General features: G+C 39.9%; 16 protein-coding genes. 8 read left to right on the top strand and 8 right to left on the bottom strand.

Annotated features, from left to right (window positions below):
- The first annotated feature begins 2 nt into the window (after positions 1-2).
- The 4 genes from WG954_RS08585 (at position 3) to WG954_RS08570 (ending at position 4990) form a co-directional block, all read left to right on the top strand.
- Entirely contained in the window at positions 3-1430 is a 1428-nt protein-coding gene (locus tag WG954_RS08585) for an LptF/LptG family permease (protein WP_340435524.1), read from the top strand.
- Between the two features lie 48 nt (positions 1431-1478).
- Positions 1479-2228 carry a superoxide dismutase gene (locus WG954_RS08580; RefSeq protein WP_340435522.1) on the top strand — a complete coding sequence of 250 codons (750 nt, stop codon included), beginning with the start codon at positions 1479-1481 and terminating at the stop codon, positions 2226-2228.
- A gap of 101 nt (positions 2229-2329) precedes the next feature.
- The gene (locus WG954_RS08575) at positions 2330-3283 is read left to right on the top strand and encodes an endonuclease/exonuclease/phosphatase family protein (RefSeq protein ID WP_340435520.1); all 954 of its coding nucleotides are present in this window, start codon (positions 2330-2332) and stop codon (positions 3281-3283) included.
- A 342-nt stretch (positions 3284-3625) separates the two neighbouring features.
- Positions 3626-4990, top strand: a complete 1365-nt coding sequence (locus tag WG954_RS08570) for a dipeptidase (RefSeq protein ID WP_340435518.1) — start codon at positions 3626-3628, stop codon at positions 4988-4990.
- A gap of 80 nt (positions 4991-5070) precedes the next feature.
- Here the strand turns inward: WG954_RS08570 and WG954_RS08565 are convergent, their stop codons facing one another.
- Complete coding sequence (locus WG954_RS08565; RefSeq protein ID WP_340435515.1) at positions 5071-8844, bottom strand: S8 family serine peptidase; 3774 nt, start codon at positions 8842-8844, stop codon at positions 5071-5073.
- A gap of 47 nt (positions 8845-8891) precedes the next feature.
- On the opposite strand from WG954_RS08565, the gene WG954_RS08560 reads away from it, so the two are divergent.
- A complete protein-coding gene (locus tag WG954_RS08560) occupies positions 8892-9380 on the top strand; it encodes a hypothetical protein (RefSeq protein WP_340435513.1) in 489 nt (162 codons plus the stop codon).
- Between the two features lie 11 nt (positions 9381-9391).
- Here WG954_RS08560 and WG954_RS08555 read toward each other — a convergent pair whose 3' ends face one another.
- From WG954_RS08555 to WG954_RS08545, 3 genes are all read right to left on the bottom strand, one after another.
- Entirely contained in the window at positions 9392-10162 is a 771-nt protein-coding gene (locus WG954_RS08555) for a hypothetical protein (RefSeq protein WP_340435511.1), read from the bottom strand.
- 152 nt (positions 10163-10314) lie between these two features.
- On the bottom strand, positions 10315-11613 hold the full coding sequence (locus WG954_RS08550) for a metal-dependent hydrolase family protein (RefSeq protein WP_340435508.1): 1299 nt from the start codon (positions 11611-11613) through the stop codon (positions 10315-10317).
- 154 nt (positions 11614-11767) lie between these two features.
- Entirely contained in the window at positions 11768-13933 is a 2166-nt protein-coding gene (locus WG954_RS08545; RefSeq protein WP_340435507.1) for a S9 family peptidase, read from the bottom strand.
- Positions 13934-13990: 57 nt separating this feature from the next.
- Between WG954_RS08545 and WG954_RS08540 the strand changes: the two genes are divergently transcribed.
- Positions 13991-14377, top strand: a complete 387-nt coding sequence (locus tag WG954_RS08540; RefSeq protein WP_340435505.1) for an Hsp15 family ribosome-associated heat shock protein — start codon at positions 13991-13993, stop codon at positions 14375-14377.
- On the opposite strand, the gene WG954_RS08535 is transcribed toward WG954_RS08540, so the two are convergent.
- Positions 14374-15333 carry a hypothetical protein gene (locus WG954_RS08535; RefSeq protein ID WP_340435503.1) on the bottom strand — a complete coding sequence of 320 codons (960 nt, stop codon included), beginning with the start codon at positions 15331-15333 and terminating at the stop codon, positions 14374-14376. The genes WG954_RS08540 and WG954_RS08535 overlap by 4 nt on opposite strands.
- Before the next feature lie 63 nt (positions 15334-15396).
- Here WG954_RS08535 and trmD point away from each other — a divergent pair, with 63 nt between their 5' ends.
- Positions 15397-16077 carry a tRNA (guanosine(37)-N1)-methyltransferase TrmD gene (trmD, locus tag WG954_RS08530; protein WP_340435501.1) on the top strand — a complete coding sequence of 227 codons (681 nt, stop codon included), beginning with the start codon at positions 15397-15399 and terminating at the stop codon, positions 16075-16077.
- A 24-nt stretch (positions 16078-16101) separates the two neighbouring features.
- Positions 16102-17613, top strand: coding sequence for an ArnT family glycosyltransferase (locus WG954_RS08525; RefSeq protein WP_340435499.1), 1512 nt, complete (start codon positions 16102-16104; stop codon positions 17611-17613).
- Here WG954_RS08525 and WG954_RS08520 read toward each other — a convergent pair.
- From WG954_RS08520 to WG954_RS08510, 3 genes are all read right to left on the bottom strand, one after another.
- A complete protein-coding gene (locus WG954_RS08520) occupies positions 17607-19391 on the bottom strand; it encodes a hypothetical protein (RefSeq protein WP_340435497.1) in 1785 nt (594 codons plus the stop codon). The two genes, WG954_RS08525 and WG954_RS08520, sit on opposite strands and share 7 nt — an antisense overlap.
- 129 nt (positions 19392-19520) lie before the next feature.
- A complete protein-coding gene (locus tag WG954_RS08515) occupies positions 19521-22637 on the bottom strand; it encodes a WD40/YVTN/BNR-like repeat-containing protein (protein ID WP_340435495.1) in 3117 nt (1038 codons plus the stop codon).
- Positions 22638-22721: 84 nt separating this feature from the next.
- The gene (locus WG954_RS08510; RefSeq protein WP_340435493.1) at positions 22722-24350 is read right to left on the bottom strand and encodes a glycosyltransferase family protein; all 1629 of its coding nucleotides are present in this window, start codon (positions 24348-24350) and stop codon (positions 22722-22724) included.
- Positions 24351-24612 lie beyond the last annotated feature (262 nt).

Raw genomic sequence — 24612 nt, 5'->3', positions numbered from 1 at the left:
CTGTGTTTAAAAAGTTAGACAAACTTATTATAAAAGCATTTATCGGGCCGTTCCTGGCAACCTTCTTTATTGCTGTGTTTATCCTGGTGGTTCAATTCTTCTGGTTATACATTGATGATTTTGTAGGGAAAGGAATCGACACGTTCACCCTCATCCAGTTTATTGGCTATGTAAGTACAACGCTGGTGCCTCTTGCTTTGCCATTAGGCATCTTGCTTTCATCCATCATGACTTTTGGTAATCTTGGTGAATCATTTGAATTGGTGGCTATCAAAAGTGCAGGTATACCGCTTATTCGGTTTATGCGCCCCGTACTGATTGTTTCAATGTTACTCGGTGTTGTTGCTTTTGCATTTGCCAACTATGTAATACCGGTTGCTGAATTAAAAATGCGTACACTGTTGTATGATATACGAGTAGCAAAGCCAGCTTTCGATATTAAAGAAGGCGTATTCTATAAAAAACTGGATGGCTATACCATTAAAGTTGGACGCAAAGAAAATGATTCCATCATTCACAATGTTGTTATTTACGAACATAACTATTCATTGCAGGATAATATCATTCTCGCAGAGAAAGGAACAATGACTATTTCAAGTGATCAACGTTTCTTATCCTTCAACTTACAAAACGGATGGCGCTACCAAGAGAAAGGAAGTGCTGGTACTACTGAAACAGAATATTATCGTTTAGGTTTTAAAGAATATAAAAAAGTGTTCGATCTCAGTTCGTTTAAACTCACGAAAACAGCAGACTCTACCTTTAAGACCTATTACAAAATGCTTAGTCTTAAACAACTCACTACCGTTGCTGATTCACTCGAAGGAGTAATTAAAAAGCTTGGGCAAAAATCTAGAAGAGATATCAGACCAATGTTTCCTATGCAGTCGGTGCCTGATAGTGTTTGGAAAAATAATAAAGCTGTTGCTAAAAAAGTGAAGAACTTCAGTGAGCTGATTCCTGATTCGATAAAACGAAACGTTTATACCAACGCAGTAACAAAAATATCCGGCGCTAAAAGTTCTATCGACTTTTTATCGTATGAATATGTTGACCAGCAAAAACAACTTCGTCTGCACAGGATTGAACAGCATCGCAAGTTTACATTATCTTTTGCCTGTGTTGTATTGTTCCTGATCGGTGCCCCACTTGGTTCCATCATCCGCAAAGGTGGACTGGGTTTGCCATTGGTGATATCTGTATTCTTCTTCATCGTCTTTCATATTGTAAATACCACCGGTGAAAAAATGGTAAGGGAAGATACCATGAAAGCTGGTGCAGGTATGTGGATGTCGACAGTTGTACTCATCCCTATTGGTATATTTCTTACGTGGAAAGCGATGAAAGATTCAAATCTCTTCAATGCTGAGTTTTATTACCGAACAATGCGTAGAATTGGCTTAGCACGTTTTTTGAAAAGAAATCAATAAACAGTACAACCATTTTGGTTGTAACTTAAATGTTCAAAATTTACAATTATGTCAAAGCATATCTCACGCCGCAGTTTTCTTGATCAATCAGCTAAAACAACAATGGTTGTTGCAGCCGCCAGTATTGCAGGTGTTGATTTGTTGGCTGGATGTACGTCAGCAAAAGTGTTAACCGGTGGTACAGCGTTTGTTGGGTTTGAGCAAACACCTCTTCCGTATGCTTATAAAGATCTTGAACCTGTGATCGATACCATGACAATGGAGATCCATTACAGCAAACATGCAGCAGCCTATGCCACAAACCTGCGTGATGCTGCAAAGGCAGAAAACATCGATCAATCAAAACCAGTTGAAAATATCTTCAGCAACATATCTGCTTACTCGGCAAAAGTTCGCAATAACGGTGGCGGGCATTACAATCATGAATTATTCTGGCGTTGCATGAAACCAAATGCTGGTGGACAACCAACCGGAAAACTACTTACTTCAATTCAACAATCATTCGGAAGTTTCGAAGCATTACAAACTCAGTTTACGGATGCAGGTAAAAACCGTTTCGGTAGTGGATGGGCCTGGCTGTATGTTGATGGAAATAAACAATTGAAAATTGGCTCAACTCCCAACCAGGATAATCCACTGATGAATGTGAGTGATATTAAAGGAACACCATTACTTGGTTTGGATGTATGGGAACATGCATATTATCTGAAATATCAAAACAAACGCCCTGATTATATTGCTGCCTGGTGGAAAGTAGTGAATTGGGATTTTGTACAACAACGCTTTGAAGCTTTGTAATCATCTGCCTTATTTTTTAAGTCAATTGTTATCCGTTCCCGCTTTGCGGTATTGCAACTGGTATTTTGAAACATTATCTTGATGTACAAAATACCTTTACAATGTCTACAGTTACCATCGCCACATTTAACTGCGAAAACCTTTTTCGTCGTTACCGCTTCAATAAAAATCTAACTAAAGAACAGGTTGAAGAACGCCTTAAAGACGGTTTTATCATAGACAAAACTGTGCTTACAACCGTAAATGAAACTGAACGTAAACTTACTGCTGATGCCATTAAAGCAACCAAAGCCGATATTGTGTGTCTGCAGGAAGTAGAGAATCTCGATACATTAAAAAACTTTGTGTCTGAATACCTTTCTTCATCAGGTTACAAATACAGGATATTGATCGATGCAAATGATCCCCGTCTCATTGACGTAGCTATCATCAGTAAACTTCCGTTCGACTGTATTAAAACACATCAATACCTCAAAAATGGAAGCTCAGCTGTCTTTTCCAGAGACTGTCTTGAAGTTGAATTTTTAATTGCAGGAAAACCATTGACCATTTTTGTAAATCATTTTAAATCGATGTTCGATAAAGGTAATCTTACACCAGCACAAAAACGGGCAAAGACAGCAGCACGAAGAGAATTGCAATCGCAAACTGTGTTAGACATCATCAAAAAGAAATACAAGAACAATCCTGAAAAAGAAAACTGGATAGTTGTTGGTGATCTTAACGACTATCCTGATGATAAAACAAGTTTGAAAAAATTGCTCAACAGCAAATGGATGGAGAATGTTGTGCAAACACGAATTACCGATCCTGCTGAGCAATGGACACATTACTGGGACACAACTTCAATCCCAATTGATGAGCGATACAACCAGATCGATTATATTTTTTTGTCGAAACAACTAGCAATAACGAACCCAACAGCAGTACCTGAAATTATCCGAAAAGGGCTCATCACCAAAGCAACAAAATATACAGGTCCACGCTTTACCGATGTAACCGATAAACAAGGTGCAAGTGATCATTGCCCGATAGCTGTAACGATAAAATTATAGTGGGAGTTGACTAAATAGTCACGGCCCCTGCAGAAAACATCTTCACAATAGCAAGCGGGAAGTAGCATCTGCAGAGGCCGTTATGGGTGCAATATTAACGACGGAACAAATACAATGTTGCAAAATTTATAAACATTTTTTTGTCTTCACATTTCATTAACCCCGCAGGTAAAAACTACCTCACCCGAAAACTAGCTTGTCTTTTCGACGAAGGATAAATCTTTTGAGAATTGGAATAAAGCCTGTCAGATCACTCGTTCCTCGGGATGACAGTAACGGTTTATATCCTACTTTCGTACTCCCTTTTCAGATTCTGAATTTCAAATCTAAAATAACTACTATATGCAGGCTTGGAAAGATTACCAGGAACAGAACAAAGACCGTTTCCTGAATGAATTGCTTGAACTATTACGCATCCCCTCCATCAGCGCCAAAAGCGAAAACAAAGCCGATATGGTTGCTTGTGCAGAAGCAGTGAAACAACGCTTGCTTGAAGCAGGTGCCGATACCGTTACAATTTATCCCACCGCAGGTCACCCGATCGTGTATGGTGAAAAAATGATCGATCCATCAAAGCCAACCGTGTTGGTGTATGGACATTACGATGTGCAGCCCGTTGATCCGCTCAACCTCTGGCACAGCGATCCGTTTGACCCAACCATTAAGGACGGAAAAATATTTGCCCGTGGTGCCTGCGATGATAAAGGACAGTTTTACATGCATGTAAAAGCATTGGAAACAATGGTGAAAACAAATTCACTCACAACGAATATCAAATTCTGTATTGAAGGTGAAGAAGAAGTAGGCAGTCCAAACCTGGGCACCTTTGTAAAAGCAAATAAAGAACTACTAAAGGCGGATGTGGTGCTCATCAGCGATACTGCCATGATCAGCATGGAAAACCCAAGCATTGACATTGGCGTGCGTGGTCTGAGTTATATTGAAGTGGAAGTAACAGGCCCTAACCGTGATTTGCACAGTGGTGTGTATGGTGGTGCTGTTGCAAACCCAATCACCATGTTGGCAAAGATGATCGCAAGCTGTCATGATGAAAACAATCATATCACCATTCCTGGTTTTTATGATGATGTGGTGGAAGCTACGCCTGAAGAACGCAAACTGATGGCTGCTGCTCCTTACGACGAAAAAGAATACAGTGCTGATCTTGGAGTTGACAAACTCTGGGGCGAAAAAGGATTTACAACAAATGAACGTACAGGTATCCGTCCAACATTGGAGTTGAATGGCATTTGGGGTGGTTACACAGGCGAGGGTGCAAAAACGGTATTACCTTCAAAAGCATTCGCTAAAATTTCTGCACGTTTGGTTCCTAATCAATCAAGTGAAAAGATCACAGAAAAATTATTGAACTATTTTAAAAGCATTGCACCTCCTGGTGTTACCATTAATGCATTTGAACATCATGGTGGCGAACCTTATATGACACCTGTTGACAGCAAAGCTTATAAAGCAGCTGCTGCAGCTATTAAGGATACGTTTGGTAAAGATGCTATTCCTGTTCGTGGTGGCGGTAGTATCCCTATTTGTGCGTTGTTCGAAAAAGAGCTCGGCATTAAGATCGTATTCATGGGTTTTGGTTTAGACAGCGACAACCTACACAGCCCGAACGAGAAGTACGACATCTTTAATTTCTATAAAGGCATTGAAACCATTCCGTATTTCCATAAGCATTTTGCGGAAGCGTAAGTTGTTGAACATAAAAAAACAAAGGGCGCATTTTCTGCGCCCTTTGTTTTGTCCCTTTTTCAGAATAAGAAAAGATGAAACTATTGCGTAATCATAATTCTCTTTGTGTAATATTTTTTATCGTGCCTGATCTGCAGATAATATATACCGGCAGGCAACTTGCCAGGGTCGATCTGTTTAGTTAATCTGCCAATGAATTGAGGAGTATTTGAATAAAACACCTGTTGACCAACTGTGTTTAATAACGAAATTGTAAGGTCATCTTTTGTTTTTGTTACAAGTTGTATAGTAAACTTTCCTGTGATTGTTGGGTTAGGTGTAACCAGCAATCCGATTGTTGATGGATCGACATTATTTATTGCTGTGGTTACAAAGTTTACAGCAGTAGAAACCAGGATACAGTTACTTTCAAGCGTTTGAACGGTATAGCTACCAGAGCTGGTGGCTGAATATGATTGACTGTTGGCAGAGGGGATGCCCACTCCATCTTTAAACCATTGATAATTCTGTGAAGCTGTACTTGTAAGTATATTTCCTGAAACTGAAATTACTGGTTTGTTTATGGTAGTCGGCGTTATTGCCCGGCGTGGCATACCACATCCTAACGGTTTAACAGTTAGGTCGTACAGGAAATAATAAAAACCCTGAAAATAATCGGGCGATCCTGCCTGGATAGCAGAATTGCCTGTTATAGAAAGTAAGCCGGGTATGGTGTATGGGTAAGGCATAGAAGTGATATTGTTATTCCTGAAGATCGATGCCCCGTTTTCGCATTGTATCACTAATGCATAATTTCCTGCTTTGGGAATGGTAAGTCCTAGATAGTAGATAGCACCCTGATCAGAAAGGCTATTATTTTGCGCTCCGAGAACAGGAGGTGTTAATGCAGTTGCAGTAACATCAAGTGACACGGAAGACACAGGGAAGTAAGAATAGGCTCCGGTAGTTTCATTATAACTCGCCAGTTCCCTAAGATGGAAAGTAATTCTTCCTGGATGGCCAATATACAGTCTGACAGTTTGCAATGTCGTTGCCTGTTCGGCAGTAATACGAACCAGGTTACCATTAAATACATTATACCCTCCATCAGCAAAAACTTGCTTAGTTGCAGGGCCAATCTTTACTTCCTCATTTATACCAAGATAATAAGTAGAAGCAATTGTTGAAATGTTTGCTGTATAGCCGGTGGCCACCGGGGTTGTCGCATTGGCCGATGTATACCAGGTGTACAGGTCATAGTTGGTTGGAGCTGCGTTCAACAGTACATTGTTCTCACAAATTACTGCCGTTGCTGATAATGTTGAAGGGCCGGCACTAACATTGAACTGAGTAATATTTTCATTATTCGATGCATCCTGATCTCCTGCCAGCGCCGCATTAGCGGTAATAGTATAAGTAATGCCTGGCAATGCTTCAAAAGGAGTTTGAAAAGTGTAACTTTTTTCTGCGAAAGCAGGGATGCTGACTGAAAAGGTAGCGCTAAGTGTAGCAACAGTTGTAGCACCTTGTTTAATAGTGACAGTAAGCGGTATATTACTTTGAGGGCTATTGCCGTAGTTCCGGATGTTTACGGTAACGTATTTTGCGTTACTGCTGCAATCGCCGGGTTGGGGGCTAACAAGCCGGTTGATTCCTACGTCTGTTGATGGCGTTGTTATAAGCACCCTGTAGTCTTGTGTTTCACCTTTTGTGTAACTATTACAGGATGTAACAGAAGATGCATCATTTGTTTCAACCATTACAACCCGAAGAATGCAATAATTACCAACGCCTATTCCTGCCGGGATGCCAATGTTGCCCGTGTAATCACCATTGCCATTAATAACTGAACTTGTAGCAAGCAATTCACCGGCATCAGCAAAATCACCGTCATTGTTTGCATCGATAAATATTTTCAGAACCTTATCTGTACTACTTGCATCACAACTATTCAGGCGAGCAAAAAAGGGAATGGTTTGACCTGATTGCACATTGCCAACAAAATTTGTAAAATTGGAGTAGCTGGTACAACCTGCAACATTTTTGTTTTGAATATTAGAAAAAGAAACGCTGTCGATTCTTGCCCCGGCAGTATTGGTTGATGCCGATGAGCAATAAGCTGTGCCTCCAATCCCACTTACAAGAAGCGAAAAGGCCTGCGCCCCCCGTGCCAGCGTTCCTTTAAAAGTCACTTCAATTGTGTAGGTTTCGCCGGGTACTACATCCGTCACTTCTACTTTTTCTACGTTGTCACGAATATTATTTCCCTTGGAAGCGGCTCCGGCTGGGAAGCCTGGATCTAATATCCAGGGACGATAAACAGTTGAACCTTTCTTGATCACTATGTCAAGATCGTTCACCAATTTAATAGTTTGATTGTTTAAAGCTGTTGCAACAGGTTCTACAATTTCTGATTTCGGATCGGTCCACGAAATGGTGGCAGATAGCTGACCATTACCACTTGCTACTACCGGCAAGCTATAGGTAGTAGTGGAAGTAGTTAAGTTTTGTTCCAGAATAAGATGTTTACTGTTGTTTAAAGCGATCACTTGTGCTGCTTTTTTGATGTTAACTAGCCCCCACCCGAACTGGTAGTCGGGACCGGGACTAAAGCCTGCTTCATCTGCTGTGTGAATTACCAGCCCTTTTAATGTAGCTGCACGCATAAAGTTGCCGCCATTTAATTGCGAATAATATTCCTGCAATAACAAAAGTGAACCTGAAGTATTTGGACTTGCCATAGAAGTGCCGCTTAAAGACGAATAGGCATTATCAGTTGTGGCGACACTGGACAGCAGGCCCACACCATCTGCTACTACATCTGGTTTGATACGACCATCATCTGTAGGCCCCCAACTACTGAATGAAGATATCACTACATCGGTAGGTCGAGTATATCCGGAAGCAATAGGGTTTACTGCCCCAACAGTTAAAATGTTTTTTGAAGTTCCATAGGTTGAAATAATATCGAAACCATCGTTACTGCTAATATCTCCCGGTCGTGCACCGGCATTTGTCATACTTCCATTAATATCAAAACGCCAGTATGTTGCTCCCACTGCGGGGCCATTCTCACTCCGATTGTTTCCTGCTGATTTTACAATCAGGTAATAAGGAGCATTGTATGCAATTGAGTCGAACAGTTGCGCATCCGATGAATAATAACCAAACTTATAGTCTTCGGTAGCGTCGTATCGTCCATAAAATTCCCAACGATTTTGTGTTGCATTGAAGTTCCACCCTGCAATTGTACCATAACTGTGATTCGAAATAAGGAGGTTAGGGCTTTCGTTGAGCATTTCGGAAAGATGACTGTTGAAGTCGTAAGCCAGCAGGCGTTGCAAACCAAAACTCATTCCTTTTGCATATGGATTTACACCACTGGCTATCAGGGTTCCCGAAACATGTGTTGCATGATCGCTGTTAACCGCAGCTCCATCTTTCTGTAATATCCGCCCGGTAAGTTCTACGTGTGTACTACGTACTCTGCCACCATCCCACACGGCCATTTTATCCTTTACATTATTGGATGATCCACTAAGATTTAAACCTAGAATACCACCGTTCCATAGGGCATTTGTACCAATTGTGGCAGCAGCCAATGTGTTATTATCCGTGGCCGTATAAATGGGGTTACCAAAACCATCAACTCCTGTTAATAAAGCAATACCTCCATTTTTCCATTGCAAAACTGTTTCCCATCCTCTTTTCTTTGCCAGTTCCGCTAATTGTTTTGCCAGGATTTTTTCCTTTTCCTGTTGAACAACTGCTGCTTTACGAAGGAGAACACTGTTGGTTGTTACTTGCGCAAACAAGTGTTGGAAAATCAGAAGGAAACAGAAAGAGAGAATTGAACGAAAAATGTATTTCTGCATGCTATTACTATTAAAAAAACTAATTTACGTTAATAATCTTCAAACCGATGAAACGTTACAGCTTAACAGGCAAAAAAATCACCATTGCTTATACAGTATTTGCAGCAGTTTTGAGTTTTATTGTTTTGTCTTCTTTCAGTTTATCATCTACTGCCTGTTTTCGTAAACAAGGCGTAAAAGGACATGTTTTGCGGATTCGTGGTAATCAAATGCCTTCACCCGATTTACCTGTTTCGCAAGGGATTGCTTTTAAAACTACCTTATACGTGTATGAATTAACAAACCGCAGCCAGGTAACTGAACGAAACGGGTTTTATACCATGGTTTCGACTAAACTGGTAAAGCAGCTAGAAACAAATGAAGATGGTTCTTTTAAACTAAAACTTAAACCGGGAAAATATTCGCTCTTTATAAAAAAGGGGGACTTGTTTTATGCCAATCTTTTCGATAGTGATAACAATATTTTCCCTGTTGAAGTAAAAAAAGGCGAATGGACTGAGGTGGACTTTAAAGCAGATTATGACGCTGTCTATTAATTATCTTTCATCTACTGCTTTACCGGCAGATGCACTAATCTGTTTCGATCCCGTATTATTTTTGCCCTGTCTGCTTTATCAAAGAAATCAGGATTCACCTGAATGAACTTAGCTTTTAGTTCCGGATTTTTTTCTAAGAAACCGGCAACAGCAACAATTGAATCTTTTGCTGCGCTGTTAATATCAATTATTTTGCGGATAAGAATTTCATGATGCTCATCATTGAAGCTAACGTTATAGCTTGCAATATCGGGATGAGGTATTTCCCTGTTTAAACTAATGACCTGATATCCTGTAACTGGATTGTACACGCAGATCCATTTGGGCGGGTTCGCTTTTCCATGAGCAGCAATACTTCGTTTGATCAGTTCAAAACTACCATCAGGATTTTTTAACGTAGTGCCATCATCAAAAAAGAAACGTGTGCCTTCTTTTTCACCCGGTGCAACAATGCCTTTTATTTTCCAATCGATCACAGGATTCTTGCTTGCTTCAATTTGCGAACGATAGGTTTGTAGTAATACGGTGCTATCGTTAATAGATCTTGTCAGTTGCTCGATCTTTTTTCCATCACTGCTGCTCATGGTTACATACTGCAGTCCAAGACTAAGCAACACCAACAGGAAATAACCGGCGAATGCACCTTTTAATTTCAGATTAAGTTTTTTGTAAGGCCCTTCAACATTGGTTTCACTTTCAGGAAGAAATTTATAAATGATGTAGGCAGGTATCAACGGCAACAACAGGATAGCAGCTAATGCCAGGTAGAAGTTATCGATCATGACAGATGTTTTTAGATGCGATAAGGTACAGAGTAAAACAGAAGAATGCAATAGGAGAAGTTCGTGCTGGAATGTTGATTTCAACACTGTTGCCAACTAAATAAGAAAGGCTCGTGCATACACGAGCCTTTCTTGATATCATCAGAAAAATCTTACAACACCTGTACTCCATCCTTTTTATATACTTTCCCCTCCTTCATCACAAATACAACTTTACCCATCACTTTAATATCCGTTAACGGATCACCATCAACAGCAATGATATCAGCGATCTTTCCTTTTTCAATACTGCCGAATTTATCCCACATATTCAACATGGTTGCTGCGTTCTTTGTTGCAGTTTGAATAGCTTCCATCGGCGGCATACCCACTTCTGTCATATACACAAACTCCATCCAGTTCTTACCATGTGCAAACACACCTGCATCTGTACCAAAAGCAATCTTCACCCCTGCTTTATATGCACGTGCAAATGTGCTTTGTATCTGCGGACCCACAGCCAATGCTTTTGGTGTAACAATATCAGTATAGTAACCGGGGATCTTTGCACTGTCGGCCGTTGATTTACCAGCGGTGATCGTTGGCACCATCCATGTACCATATTCTTTTGCCAATGCAATACCTTCATCATCCATATAACTTCCATGTTCAATACTTGTAACACCTCCTTTAATTGCACGCTTGATGCCTTCTGCTCCATGCGCATGTGCCGCCACAATAAATCCATAATCTTTTGCTGCTGTGACAATCGCTCTTACTTCTTCCACTGTAAACTGCGGACTTGATCCATCTTTCGCCTGGCTTAACACGCCACCTGTTGCAGTGATCTTGATACAATCACTTCCATCTTTGTAACGCTGGCGAACTGCATGATATGCTTCTTCCGGTCCGTTGATAACTCCTTCTGCAGGTCCGGGATCACCCATGAGCGCTTTGCTGTAACCATTTGTAGGATCGGCATGACCACCTGTTGTTGCAATTGATTTGCCTGCAGAAAAAATACGTGGACCAACAACAATACCTCTGTTAATAGAATTACGTAACGAAAGATTTACACCGCTGCCACCAAGATCACGAACCGTTGTGAAACCAGCCATCAATGTAGTTCGTGCATACACTGTACTTTGAAATGCAATATCGGGTGGATTAAGTATGAAGCGATCGGCAACTGCTCCTTTCTTTGTTTCACTTTCCACATGCACATGCATATCCATTAAGCCGGGCATCACGGTTTTATTTTTTAAGTCGATCACTTTATCGTTGGCTGCAGCAGTGGTAAAGCCATTTACCACATCAGCAATAAGATTGCCTTGTACTATGATCGTTACGTTACTTACTACTTTCCCATCTTTTGTATCGATGAGTTTGCCACAATGGATAAGTGTACGTTGCGCAGTAGCCTGTAATCCAAATAACAAAAGAAGTGAAAAGAAAAAATGTTTTGTTCTCATGCAATGTAGTTGAATGGTTAAGATAAGATTTTTTGGGTGAAGAACTATAACCAACCAGATCAGAAAAGAAATTGGCTTTAACCTGTTCAAGGCTAAAGCCAATACTTTTATTTTTCCTCCTCTTAAAGTTGGAAGCAAGTCATGATGCTAATCATCATCTCGCTCCAGGAGGGCATTTTTCTTTTAAATAAGCCGTATACAGTTTTGATAAATGTTGAAACGTTCCTGCGCCCTCGCTGATGCTGTGTGTACGGTTAGGATAAGGCATAAACTGGAACAGTTTACCCTGTTTGATCAATTCATTCACCAACACTTCTGCATTGCTGTAATGAACATTATCATCACCAGTGCCGTGGATGTACAATAAATTTCCTTTGAGGTTTTTTGCATAAGTGATTGGAGAGCCTTTAATGAAATCATCTTTGTTCTCCTGTGGCAAACCCATGTAACGTTCCTGGTAAATATTATCGTAGAACAATTGATTTGCTACTGCTGCAACAGCAATACCTGTTTGAAAAAGATCGGGATACTGGAACATCAAATGTAATGTTGTTGAGCCACCACCGCTCCATCCCCAAACTGCAACACGGCTTGCATCGAGATAAGAACGATCGGCCAATAATTTTTTCATCCCCATTGCCTGGTCACGGATGTTAATGCGGCCGATCTGTTTGTAAATACTTTTTCTCCACTCAGCACCTTTCAATGTTGGCGTACCACGGTTGTTGAACGATACATAGAAGTAACCCTGTGCATTCATATCACCGCCAAACATAAAATTACTACCTGCATAAAAATCATCTTCTACAGTTGTTGCTGCAGGTTCGCTATACACATAAAGTAAAACAGGATATTTCTTTGATGGATCATAGTTCTTTGGCTTACTCATCCAGCCATCCATGGTCACGCCATCGTCGGTGGTAATGGTAAAGTATTCCAGATTATCTTTCTTCACCGGCTTCATCGTCTTCAATAATTCTTCACCTGCAACAGGTTTATGTGTTGCAAGGTTGAGGAATTGTGTAGCAGGCGCAACAGCACGACTTGTAAAACTATGCACAGCAAAAGCTCCGTTGGGTGAGCACTCATAACTGTTCGTACCATCATAACCGGCAGGTGTAACACGAACCGATTTGCTCTTACCATCCATTTTTACTTTGTAGAGATAACGTTGAATCGGATTATCGGGTGATGCAATAAAGTATAATTCATTCTTTGCTTCATCAACGGCACTGATAGTTGCAATATCATAATTGCCAACGGTGAGTAATGTTTCCTTTCCATCACGGGTTACTTTGTAAATGTGTCGCCAACCATCTTTTTCACTAACCCATAAAAATGATTTGCCGTTTTCAATAAACTCCCAGCCACGGGGATCATCATCATTCCATCTGCTTTTAATATCGATCCAAGCTTTGTCTGTTTCCGTATAGAACTGTTTCGCTTCGCCTGTCGCAGTGTTGCAGAAATACAATTTACTTTCGTTTTGTTTTCGGTTGAGTTGCTGAACAATTAATTCATTTGCAGCACTCCATTCCATTCGGGGCAGGTAATTGTTTGCAGGATCACCGGGAATATTCATCCAGGTTGTTTTTGCTGTTTCAATATTTACCACAGCAATTTTTACAGGCGATGGTTGTTCGCCCACTTTCGGATATTCAACAGGGATCACTTTCGAATAAATATCATCAGTGGTATTCAGCATGTAATAATCTTTGATCTGGTTGGCATCAACCTGCCAGTAAGCGATGCTCTTACTATCGGCACTCCAGCGAAAACCATCTCTGCAGCCAAACTCTTCTTCATACACCCAATCGAAGGTGCCGTTTATGAGTTTCTTATTATTGTTTGTGGATGTGAGTGCAGTTGCAACACCTGTTGCAATATCTTCTACATATACATTATTGGCATGAACATACGCTACTTTTTTACCATCGGGTGAAAGCTTCGCATACAGTAATGATTGGGCAGGTTTATCTTTCCCTACCTGCTGCAGTTTTTTTGTTGCGGCATCGTACAACCAATAATCACCACGTGTATTGTAGCGCCATACTTTAGCTGTATTGGTAAAGATGAGCACCTGCGATTCACTGGCCGTAATGCTGAAATCTTTGATGCTGATCTTATTCGCTTTCAATACATCAGCAGGTACAATTACTTTTTGCTGACCTGTTTTAAAATTGGTGCTGACGATGGCATTGTTGTCGTTTTCATAAACCCCGTTGTTATCAGGCGTCCATTTTACCTTATCCGCTTTAAACTGAGCAAATGATAAAAACGTAAGAACTAAAAAACAAAAGCCAAGAAAAATTTTCTTCATACGATTGATTTGAGTGTCCGAATATAATCAAAACACAAATTGTAACTTGCAACTGTTATGGAAGCAAAAGAAAAACTCCGTATTGATAAATATCTCTGGGCTATCCGCCTGTTTAAAACACGCAGCCAGGCAGCAGCAGCCTGTGAAAGTGGCAAGGTGAAGCATAACGGTGATTCCTGCAAAGCATCAAAAACAGTGAATGCGGGTGACGAATATGAAGTGAAGACCGAAGCAAGACGCTGGCGAATTAAAGTAACCGGCTTACTCCACAACCGTTTACAATACAGTGAAGCCATCAAATACTATATTGATATAACCCCTGTTGAAGAACTGGAACGCATGAAATCTGTTGCATCTTCATTTCATACGGGTAAACGTTTGAGCAAAGTGGGACGACCAACAAAACGTGAACGCAGAGACCTTGATGATTTTATGGAGGATTAACTATCTGTAGCAGGCAAATCGTTTGTGCTATGATAAGTATTTTCAATTTCGAAATACAACACTTTTTTGCCATTCACAATCTTGTATCGCCTGGTTTTATCCGGCAACCCATTTGCCCGGTATAAAATCTCTTCTACCCACTCATAATTTTTGGCATTTACCTTTCGAAGTTTTCGTTCGGCAGGCAGGGCATTGCGGTTTATATAAATACGTTCGAGCTCAAACTTATAGATGTTATCGCTTCCATTGCTCATTGTTTTAATTGATGCGGTCGTTCCAATCAGTTTAAACTTTGAGTGTATAACTGCTGTATTATTTTGCATCATTCGTTTTGAAAAAAACATGTTTAGTGTATCAAGATTATACTCCCAGTTTTTCAACGGGAAGTAAATCGTATTCTCATCTTCAAACGGATAAATTTCATAATTAAAAAACTGCTTTTCGAATCCATCTTTAAACGGGAGAAGCTGTCCGTTTAAATCAAAACTAATAGTGAATATTTTGGGCTCAGGATTATCATCCGGCCAGAGTTTTACTGTCTGCTCCTTCAGTATCTGATCCATATAATCAATTCGTTCCTTGTATTTCACACCAAGCGCTACAAGTTTTTGGTAAGCAATCACCCCATCGCCTGATGGAAGTGTGGTTGTATTGTTTGCTTGTTTACCAACATCGCTGATAAGTAGGCCATCAATGCCTTCTCTTTTTGCCTGTTCTTTTAATTTTGATAACATCTGATCGGAACTAAGAAAAGGATCACCTTGTACTTCCACCATCTTAACCCGGTAATAAGGCTTTGTTGGTTTGTCGGTATTGAAATAAACATCTACATCGTTTTTGTGCGGACGCAATGGAATGCTAGAAAGGGAATTGATTTGTGGAGCAAGGTATTGTCCGGGAGTATAAACAGTGCATGAGATAAGAAAACAAAGGAATAGGAGTAAAAAAAGGCGCATAAGCTAGGTTTCTTCAAAAATAATTCGGGGTTCTAAAAAGGAATTGTTAATTAAGTTTGCATCATGCACATTCACATTATTTCCATTGTTCCTGAATTGCTGGATAGCCCGCTAAATCATTCGATCATGAAACGGGCAAAGGAAAAAGGATTGTTGACCGTTACAGTTCATCACCTGCGCAAGTGGGCCGTAAATGAATACGGACAAGTGGACGATTACCAATACGGCGGTGGCGCAGGCATGGTGATGATGTGCGAACCATTAGAAAAAGCAATACTTGAATTGCAGCAGGAAAAAAAGTTTGATGAAATTATTTATCTCACACCGGACGGTGTTACGTTGAAACAACAAACCGCTAATCGTCTTTCATTAAAAGAAAATTTATTACTCATCTGCGGTCATTACAAAGGCATTGATGAACGTATCCGTCAGCATTATGTAACCATGGAAATTTCCATTGGTGATTATGTATTGAGTGGTGGAGAATTAGCAGCTGCTGTGTTGGTTGATGCCATTGGTCGAATCATTCCAGGTGTACTGAACGACGAAACATCGGCACTTACTGATTCGTTTCAGGATCATTTATTGGCCCCACCTGTGTATACACGTCCGGCAGAGTACAACGGCTGGAAGATCCCTGACATTTTATTGAGTGGTGATCTGAAAAAAATTGAAGAGTGGCGGCATGAGCAGGCAGTACAACGCACAAAAGAACGGAGACCTGATTTGTTGGATGAAGAATAACTTACAAACTATTCACAACCCGGAATGAACACATCATTGTTCTCGAAATATCGTAGTGCACTTACCATCGCCGTTATTATATTAGTAAGCATATTGATGCATTGGTCAGTATTCCAAAAAGATCTCATTGGCATACATGTATGGCGGCAGTCGCAAACCCAATTAAACATCTCAAACTTTTACAGAGTTGATAATAACATTCTTCATCCACGGGTAAACATTCTTGATACAGCAGGTGAGCCACAAATACTCCGCACCGATTTTCCGCTTATGCAATGGACAGTTGCACAACTTTATCATGTATTTGGCGAAAGTATTGTTGTAACAAGGATCTGCATGTTCCTGCTTGGTATCATCAGCATTACAGGATTCTTCTTATTGGTATATGCTCTGTTCAAACAATTTCATGTTGCTGCAATTGCAGCATGGTCTTTTAGTTTCTCTCCTGTGTTTTACTATTATACACTCAATCCAATACCGGATAATCTGGCGCTTTGTTTTGCAATCTGGTCAATGTATTACTTTATAAAATACCGGAACTCTAACCGTTTTTTATTTGTAATTCTTTCTGCTACTTGTGTCGGATTTGCTACCCTTATTAAACTGCCATATATTCTCTTCGCCGGTATTTATGCGCATGCATTTCTTTCATCAATTTTAGCCACCCGTGCTAAAAACCCGTCACCCATCAGTAAGAAAATTTCATTTGCTTTGCCTTACCTCCTTTTAATGATACCAGCAGCAACCTGGTATTACACAGTTATACCCGAATGGGGCGAAAACCCTGTATTAAAAGGCAACTTCAACTACAGCGGTCAGTCAAACCGTATTAGCGAAATACTCCAATATCACTATACAACCATGTTGCCTCAATTGCTGTTAAATTACGCCGGACTGATCTTACTCTTTTGCGGTGTAATTGCAATAGTTGTGAAGCGTTACTATAAAAAGCAACTATTTTGGCAAATTGCTTCAGGCTTTCTGCTCGTTGTTCTCTATTTCGTTTACGAATTCTTTCCAATTGATATTATTCATGATTACTACCTGATGCCTTTTCTTCCATTTCTTTACTTACTGATTGCTGCCGGAATTAATTTCCTGTTTAGTTATACCCGTTTAGCCAATTACATAATTACTGCTATTGCAGTGTTAATGCCGGTACTCACTTATGGTACGGTACAGGAGAACTGGACAGTTGAACGCTCTTATATCAATGATAATATAATTATTCATCAGCAGGAATTAAAACAGGCCATACCAGTAGAAGCACGTTGCATATTCATGAATGATGTGTCTTTACATATCTGGCCATATCTGCTTGATAAAAAAGGATATGTTTTTAATAACGATCAATTACCAAAGGAATGGATAGATGATATGATTCGCACAAAGAATGTACGTTATATATATAGCGACAGCAGGATAATTGATGAAAACCCAGGTTATCAATATTTATTCGATTCTGTTCTTCTTCAAAAAGGTACTGTGAAACTGATTAAACTAAAACAAGCGAATCAAATAGTATCTGCTCAGTAATCGAATGTAACAACCTGCAGATTGTCAACTATAAGCGGTTTATCACTGGCTGGGTTCCAGAAATATATTCTTGCTTCGTCGAAATCAATATTACCAGCCTTCATATCAATAAATATATTCTTCGTCTCGTTATCGTTTAGCAAACGGTGAACACGCAGGTAGTTGTGTTTTACCATTTTCCCGTTCTTGTATAAGCGAATACAAAACTGAACCATTCGCCAGGTCTCCCATTCTTTTTGTACCGATGTAAAATCTGCACTGGCTCTGATCCATTTCTGTTGAGGCTTCTTTAATGCGAATTTAAACTCCGTGCTGTATTGATCCGGTTTTGAAAGCAATAGTTTTTTTCCGTTTACACTATCTATTTCTGTCACTAATGCCGATGTATCTGTTTCAAAATTATTTGTATAGACAGTAGTTACATTCTGGGGATACATTTTGTAAAGCTCATTATTATCGAGCAGGTAATCCCATTTCCTGTTTGCCTCCTGCTTAAACAACACAGCTTTCCAGTATGCTCCTGTCATTTCCCCGGCTTTATACAATCCTCCCTTGTGCGCCTGGTGTGTAAGCCAGAAATTATAATACATACATAGTGAAGAAAAAGCAGCGAAACCGATCTTCACCCATTCTTTTTTCTCCGTAATGTTTTGCACAAATGCCGCTAATGCAAAAGCTAATACAGGATAACATTGAATCATTGCCCTGGCACCTAAGCTGCCACCATACCACCATTGATCCCATGAAAAACAGATATAAATAAACAGAACGCTAAATAAAAGCACCACTGGAAATATTTTCTTCTGCTGCTGATACAAATAATAAAAACCAGGAATCACCAGGATGAATATGGGTGAGTAAATGAGCCAGCCACTTCTGAAATCAAAGATCCCTTTCCACAAGTGAGGTTTTAAAAAATTGAAACCCTGATCCTGGTAACTATATACGATCCACTCTCCTGTGGCCCATTTCCAGTATAGTGGTTGAATGGAAATAACCACGCAAAATGCAAAAGCCATAAGGGTGTAATACCTCCAGTTAGCAACAAGTCGTTCCTTTAACTCTTTGAAGTTTTGGATGCCCCATAAGACCGCAATCAAAACTGTAATGACTTCTGTTGGTCGTATTAGCGCTGCCAATCCGCATAAACTTCCAATTGCAATTGCTTTAAGAAAAGATGGCTGTTGTGTAAATCTGATTGTTGTATAAAGCAAGACACAGTAGATAGTGAACAATGTATTGTGCGTCATGGCACCATCAATTGCTGCATAGTTGAAATAGTTGCTGGCAAGTACAATTGCTGCAATTGTTATTGCAGTTACAGAATCAGAAAAATAAGTGAGTAATATTTTTCGTAAGTACCATAACCCAATAAATGCATAAACTAACATACCCAGACCAATCGCTAATTGGTAAGGATACGAAAACCCATCCGCAGGGTATGATGATATTTTTCCAAACAAATGACCTGTAAGAAAAAAAGGCATCATCAATATTGCCTGGCCCGATGAATACTTCATTACATAATTACCGGATGCATGTTGAAATGCCTGCTGGAAATCGGGTGTTGGGCAATATTTTTGAATAATACTGTGCTGAAAGCTGCATTTTTTCGCATCCTTATAAATAAATAAAGCCGGCAAATACATATAATAGCCAGAGACATCCCAGCTGATAGTTGCTTCTGTTCCCTGCTTCTCCCACTTAGGATAATAGATCAACCCTGTATAAAGGATCGCAAGCATACAAATGAGCAACGAAAGCCTGGAATGTTTCATGAAGAACTAAAATAGTAAAAGATGTGCATCTAGATTTTATATAATTAAACAACTTATTTCTGTTTAAAAGGTTTAAAAAAATTGCGGCAGCCTTCGGCCGCCGCAACAATAATTCTATTGAAAACTATTTTACTTAATCCCAATCACCGGCAAACTTTTCTCCCGGATCAGTTGATTAAACTTCGGTACATCTTCACTCATAATTTTCTTCAGTTTGTTCAATTGCTCATCGGCCTGCTTGCTTAACTCGGCAAACACTTCCTTCGATTGTTTGCTCGGTGCATTTACGCCACTGTTGGCAACATCAAATACACCGCTCAGCTTATCGTTGATGCGGATGGGATAGTTCAAGGGATCCTGTCCACTCTTCGATTTGGTTTGATACAATGTTTCTTCAATGGCAGTTAAGTCTTTGGTTATTGCAGCTGCCATGTCTTTAATTTCTTTCGGAACATCTTTACCTTGTCTTCCAACAAACTCATTGATCTGTGTACGCAATGCACGGATGTCTTTGATACCTTTCTGTACATCGTTGAACTTTTGCTGCACACTTAACAGGAAATTGAATTGTTCTTCGTATGCTTCCTGTGTCATTCTGTAATTCGGATCGGCTTTGATCGTAAATGGAACAACAGTTGAATCTGTACCAACTTTCACCATGGCAAAATAATTGCCTGGTGCAGCTGTAATTGTGCCGGGTGCGCCATTCCAAAGTATCATGCCTTCGCTTGGCTCAGCAGGTGGATATTGCAGATCCCATGCAAAACTGTTCAACCCTTTCTTGATATCGAGCTTGTCTTTGCCATCTATACTGAATGTTTTAATTGTCTTTTTGTTTTTGTCCATGATGGTGATGGATGCCTTTGTGGAATCTGTTACAGCTTTTGTGTAATAAGTAATTATCAACGGGCCTGCAGGATTTTCACCAATGTTTTGTGCAGTGCCACCAAAGCGGCGGCCGAATCTGTTTATCGGCATTCTCCATCCGGAGTTTACATCAAACACATGCAGATTTTTATTGGCAACATCAGCTTTTACTTGCTGTACAACTGTCAAATCATCGATCACATAAAAACCTCTTCCCTGTGTAGCAACGATGAGATCATTTTCTTTGATGGTCATATCCGTGATTGGAACAACGGGCATATTCAATTGAAATGGTTTCCAGTTTGCACCATCATCAAAGGAAACATACATGCCAAACTCTGTACCTGCATATAACAGTCCCGCACGTTTGTGATCTGCACGCATGGCTCTTGTGAAATGCATTTTGTTGATACCATTGGTAATAAGCTTCCATGTTTTTCCATAGTCTTCTGTTTTGTAGATGTATGGAGTATAATCATCCAGCTTATAACGAGTACCAACAAAATAAGCAGCGCCTTTTTTAAACGGATCAACATCCACACAATTCCACATCATAAACTTCGGCGCATCTTTTGGTGTAACGTTCTCCCAATTCTTTCCACCGTCTTTACTTACGTTGATCAATCCATCATCACTACCCGTCCATAACAGATCTTTCTCAACAAAACTTTCTGTTCCTGTGAAAATAGTACAGTAATATTCTACACTTGTATTGTCTTGTGTTATGGGACCACCACTCGATTTCTGTTTGCTTTTATCATTTGTTGTTAAGTCTGGCGAAAGTGCTGTCCATGTTTGCCCTTCATCTTCTGTAGCAAACAACACATTGCCTGCAGTATAAAGTTTCTTTGGATTATGTGGTGAAAAGAAAATGGGGAAGTTCCATTGAAAACGATACTTCAATACATCTGCACCGGCACCCATTGGATTATCGGGCCACACACTAATGGCTCTGTTCTCACCTGTCTTATGATCAAGGCGTGAAAGATAACCACCATAGTTACCACCGTACACAACATCAGGATTTGTTGGATCAGCAACCACATAACCACTTTCACTACCTGCTGTTTCCTGCCAATCCTGTTCGGTAATGCCTGCGCCACTTGTTCTGCTTTTAATACGAACGGTTGAGTTATCCTGTTGTGCACCAAGTATGCGGTAGGGAAAACTATTATCGGTTGATACACGATAAAATTGTCCTGTTGGTTGGTTCATGTAAGTGCTCCAATTGTTGCCGCCATCATAACTCACCTGCGCACCACCATCATCCGCAACGATCATACGTTTACCATCTGTTGGATCGATCCACAGATCATGATGATCACCATGTGGTGTTCGGTACGATTGAAATGTTCGTCCGCCATCACGGCTATACATAAAGTTTACATTGGGGCAATAAACGAGATCAGGATTTTTCGGATCAACAAATACTTTGCTGTAATACCATGCACGCTGGCGGATATTATTATCGCCGCTCATCAGTTGCCATGTTTCACCAGCATCATCACTTCTAAACAATCCACCGTTTGCATTTTCAAGAATGGTATAAATGCGTTCAGGATTTGATGGTGCAAATGCAACACCAACAATTCCCCAAGTTCCTTTTGGTAATCCTTTTTTCGAAGAAACATTCGTCCAGGTTTCACCACCATCAGTTGATTTATACAAACCACTTCCTTCGCCACCACTTTCTAAACTATGCGGTGTGCGTATCACACGCCACATACCTGCATAAATTACCAGTGGATTTTCAGGTTCCATTACCAAATCACTTGCACCTGTTTGATTGTTGACAAACAATGTACGTTTCCAAGTTTTACCCCCATCGGTTGTTTTGTACACACCACGTTCTTCATTTGGTCCAAACAAATGACCAACAACTGCAGCCCAAACGATATCGGGATTTTTTGGATGAATTAATATGCGGATGATATGACGACCATCTTTCAAACCAATATTCTTCCAGCTGCGTCCGCCATCATCACTACGCCACATACCACCCAAACCTTCACTCACATTACCACGCATGGTGTTTTCACCTTCGCCCACATATACAATGCTTTCATCGCTGGGTGCCACAGCAACAGCACCAATTGATGATCCGAAATATTTATCGCTGATGTTTTTCCAGTTGTTGCCTCCGTCGGTAGTTTTCCAAACACCACCTCCGGTAGCACCCATGTAAAACGTTGTTTTGTTGGAATAGCTGCCGGCTACTGCAGCACTTCGTCCTCCACGGTAAGGCCCGATGGAACGATACTTTAAAGAACCATACACGGATTCTTCATTTACTGATGCCGGGCTGACTGTTTGCTTTTTTTGTGCAAGCGAAAGAAGTACGCACAACAGCGTACCTGCAAGCAGGATTGATTTTCTCATGTTCAGTACAATTGGTTGAGGAGGGAAATTACAAAGGTTTTAGTTGCAAAGTTGAAGATGAAATCTGAAAAGGATGAACGGTGGTTATTCACTGTACAAAAGATAGCTCCAGTCCAACTCTCTTCTCTTTTGGACTAAGGCAGAATCTGCCTTTTGTTTCCATTGATTGTAAGTGAACATAGCAGCAGGATTATTTATTTTTTGCTGAAGAATGAACGAATAAACATCTGCAGCATATGCTATGGTATCTCTCTTTAATACAAAACGGTCCCATAAATAACGCTTCACGGGTTTGAACTGCGGCGGAACCGATCTTATTTCATCACCCAAAGTGTACACATAATTCACCTCATCAAAACTCTTCAGCTCATTTGTTTTATTCAAAACAGGAATTGCATTATTGAACATCCGCTTATTGTAAAAATCCATTGATTGTGAAAATAGCCAATTCACGGCGGTTGTTTTTGACTGATTGCTAATATCACTTGTGATATATTGGTAAGCCATTTTACTGCTGGCATCGTACCACCACTCATTACAGGAATAGAAATTGAAAATGCTCATCAAATGAATAAGCCCTGTGGCATATGCCAGAAACCAAACTGTTTTCCCGGTAGCAGGATAATATTGTAATACCCATGTTACTAACCCGGCAAACAACAACAATAAAACCGGAACATACAGCAATGCCTTTCGTCCATCAATGAAAAAGGTATTAAGAAGATATCGTTGCAGTATTGTTGATACAATTAAAACTACTATCAACAATGCCCCTATCAGTAAAGCATAATAGGGAAATACTTTAACCTGCTGCCAGCGGTTACGAAATAAGCGCTGAATCAATAGCAAACAACCGGCAAAAAAAATGAATGCTACAATTATTTTAAGCAGAAAAATTCTTGTATCGTACATTAAAAAATAATCAGAACGGGAATAGTGTAGATTCGATACAAATGAATGGAAAGATGCCAGCCACGTATCTGAGCCCCATTTAAATTCATTGTTACCGCTCAGATAGCCGATTGGTTTGTAAATTAGTATTGTCAGAACCAGAATTACTACAAGAGGATAAATATTGAGCTGAACTATTTTCTTAACAAATAAGCCTGCAGACTCCTCTTTTCTGTCGAGCAAAAGAATAAGATTAAATACCAGCCATTGTGCAAGGTACATGTTTAGCCATGTAAAGTTGGCATAAGCTGCTATAGCTGCGAAGAGAAAGGAAAACAGTAATAAATTTATTTTCCTTATTGAAAAAAATTGAATCAGGAGATATAAGCTCATCATTTCAAATGCCACTGCTATACCGTATCCTCTTGCCAACGAAAAATAATCCAATATGAAATGCGATGCACAAAGAAAAAAAATAGCAGCCAACCTGATCCAGCTATTTGCGCATAAATTTCCAACCAGGAAAACAATCGCCAAAAAGTATATTACGAAGGATAGAACATTCGGTAAACGTATACTCCATTCGTGCCACCCAAACAGCGCAACACTTTTTTTCAGCAACAATGAATTTACAATATGGTTATTGGCGCTACCAAACATCGAAGAAGAAAACATAATATCGTTATAACTGCCATCCACAACATTAGTAGTACTGCTTTCATCGTGTGTTATTGAAAGCTTGTGGGCACGGGTGCTGATATAAAAAAGGAAGAAAATTCCTGTTAGTAAAACTAGCAGGTAGTAGGACCATTTTTTCATCATCGAACTGTTGTTTTGAAGTACTTCAAAAGTGGAAGATAATATTTTTAAGGGTGAAGGATGAAGTGCAGATGTTGGCCGCTCATCTATTTTACAAAAGAATTATTTGAGTCCGCAAAAGCACGGCATGCGAATTGCGACTGTTGTTTTTCCGTTCATCCAATAACCGTCCTTGATTTTTTCCGCTCATCAGCTATTTTTTCTATTGTCAAATCAGTAAGTGAAAATCGTTGTCAGAATTCTACCGTTCGTCTAATTTTTTTAC

This window comes from Lacibacter sp. H375, from assembly GCF_037892425.1.
Taxonomy (GTDB): domain Bacteria; phylum Bacteroidota; class Bacteroidia; order Chitinophagales; family Chitinophagaceae; genus Lacibacter.
The sequence above is the reverse complement of the archived record's forward strand: the minus strand, read 5'-3'. Positions and strand labels throughout refer to the sequence as shown.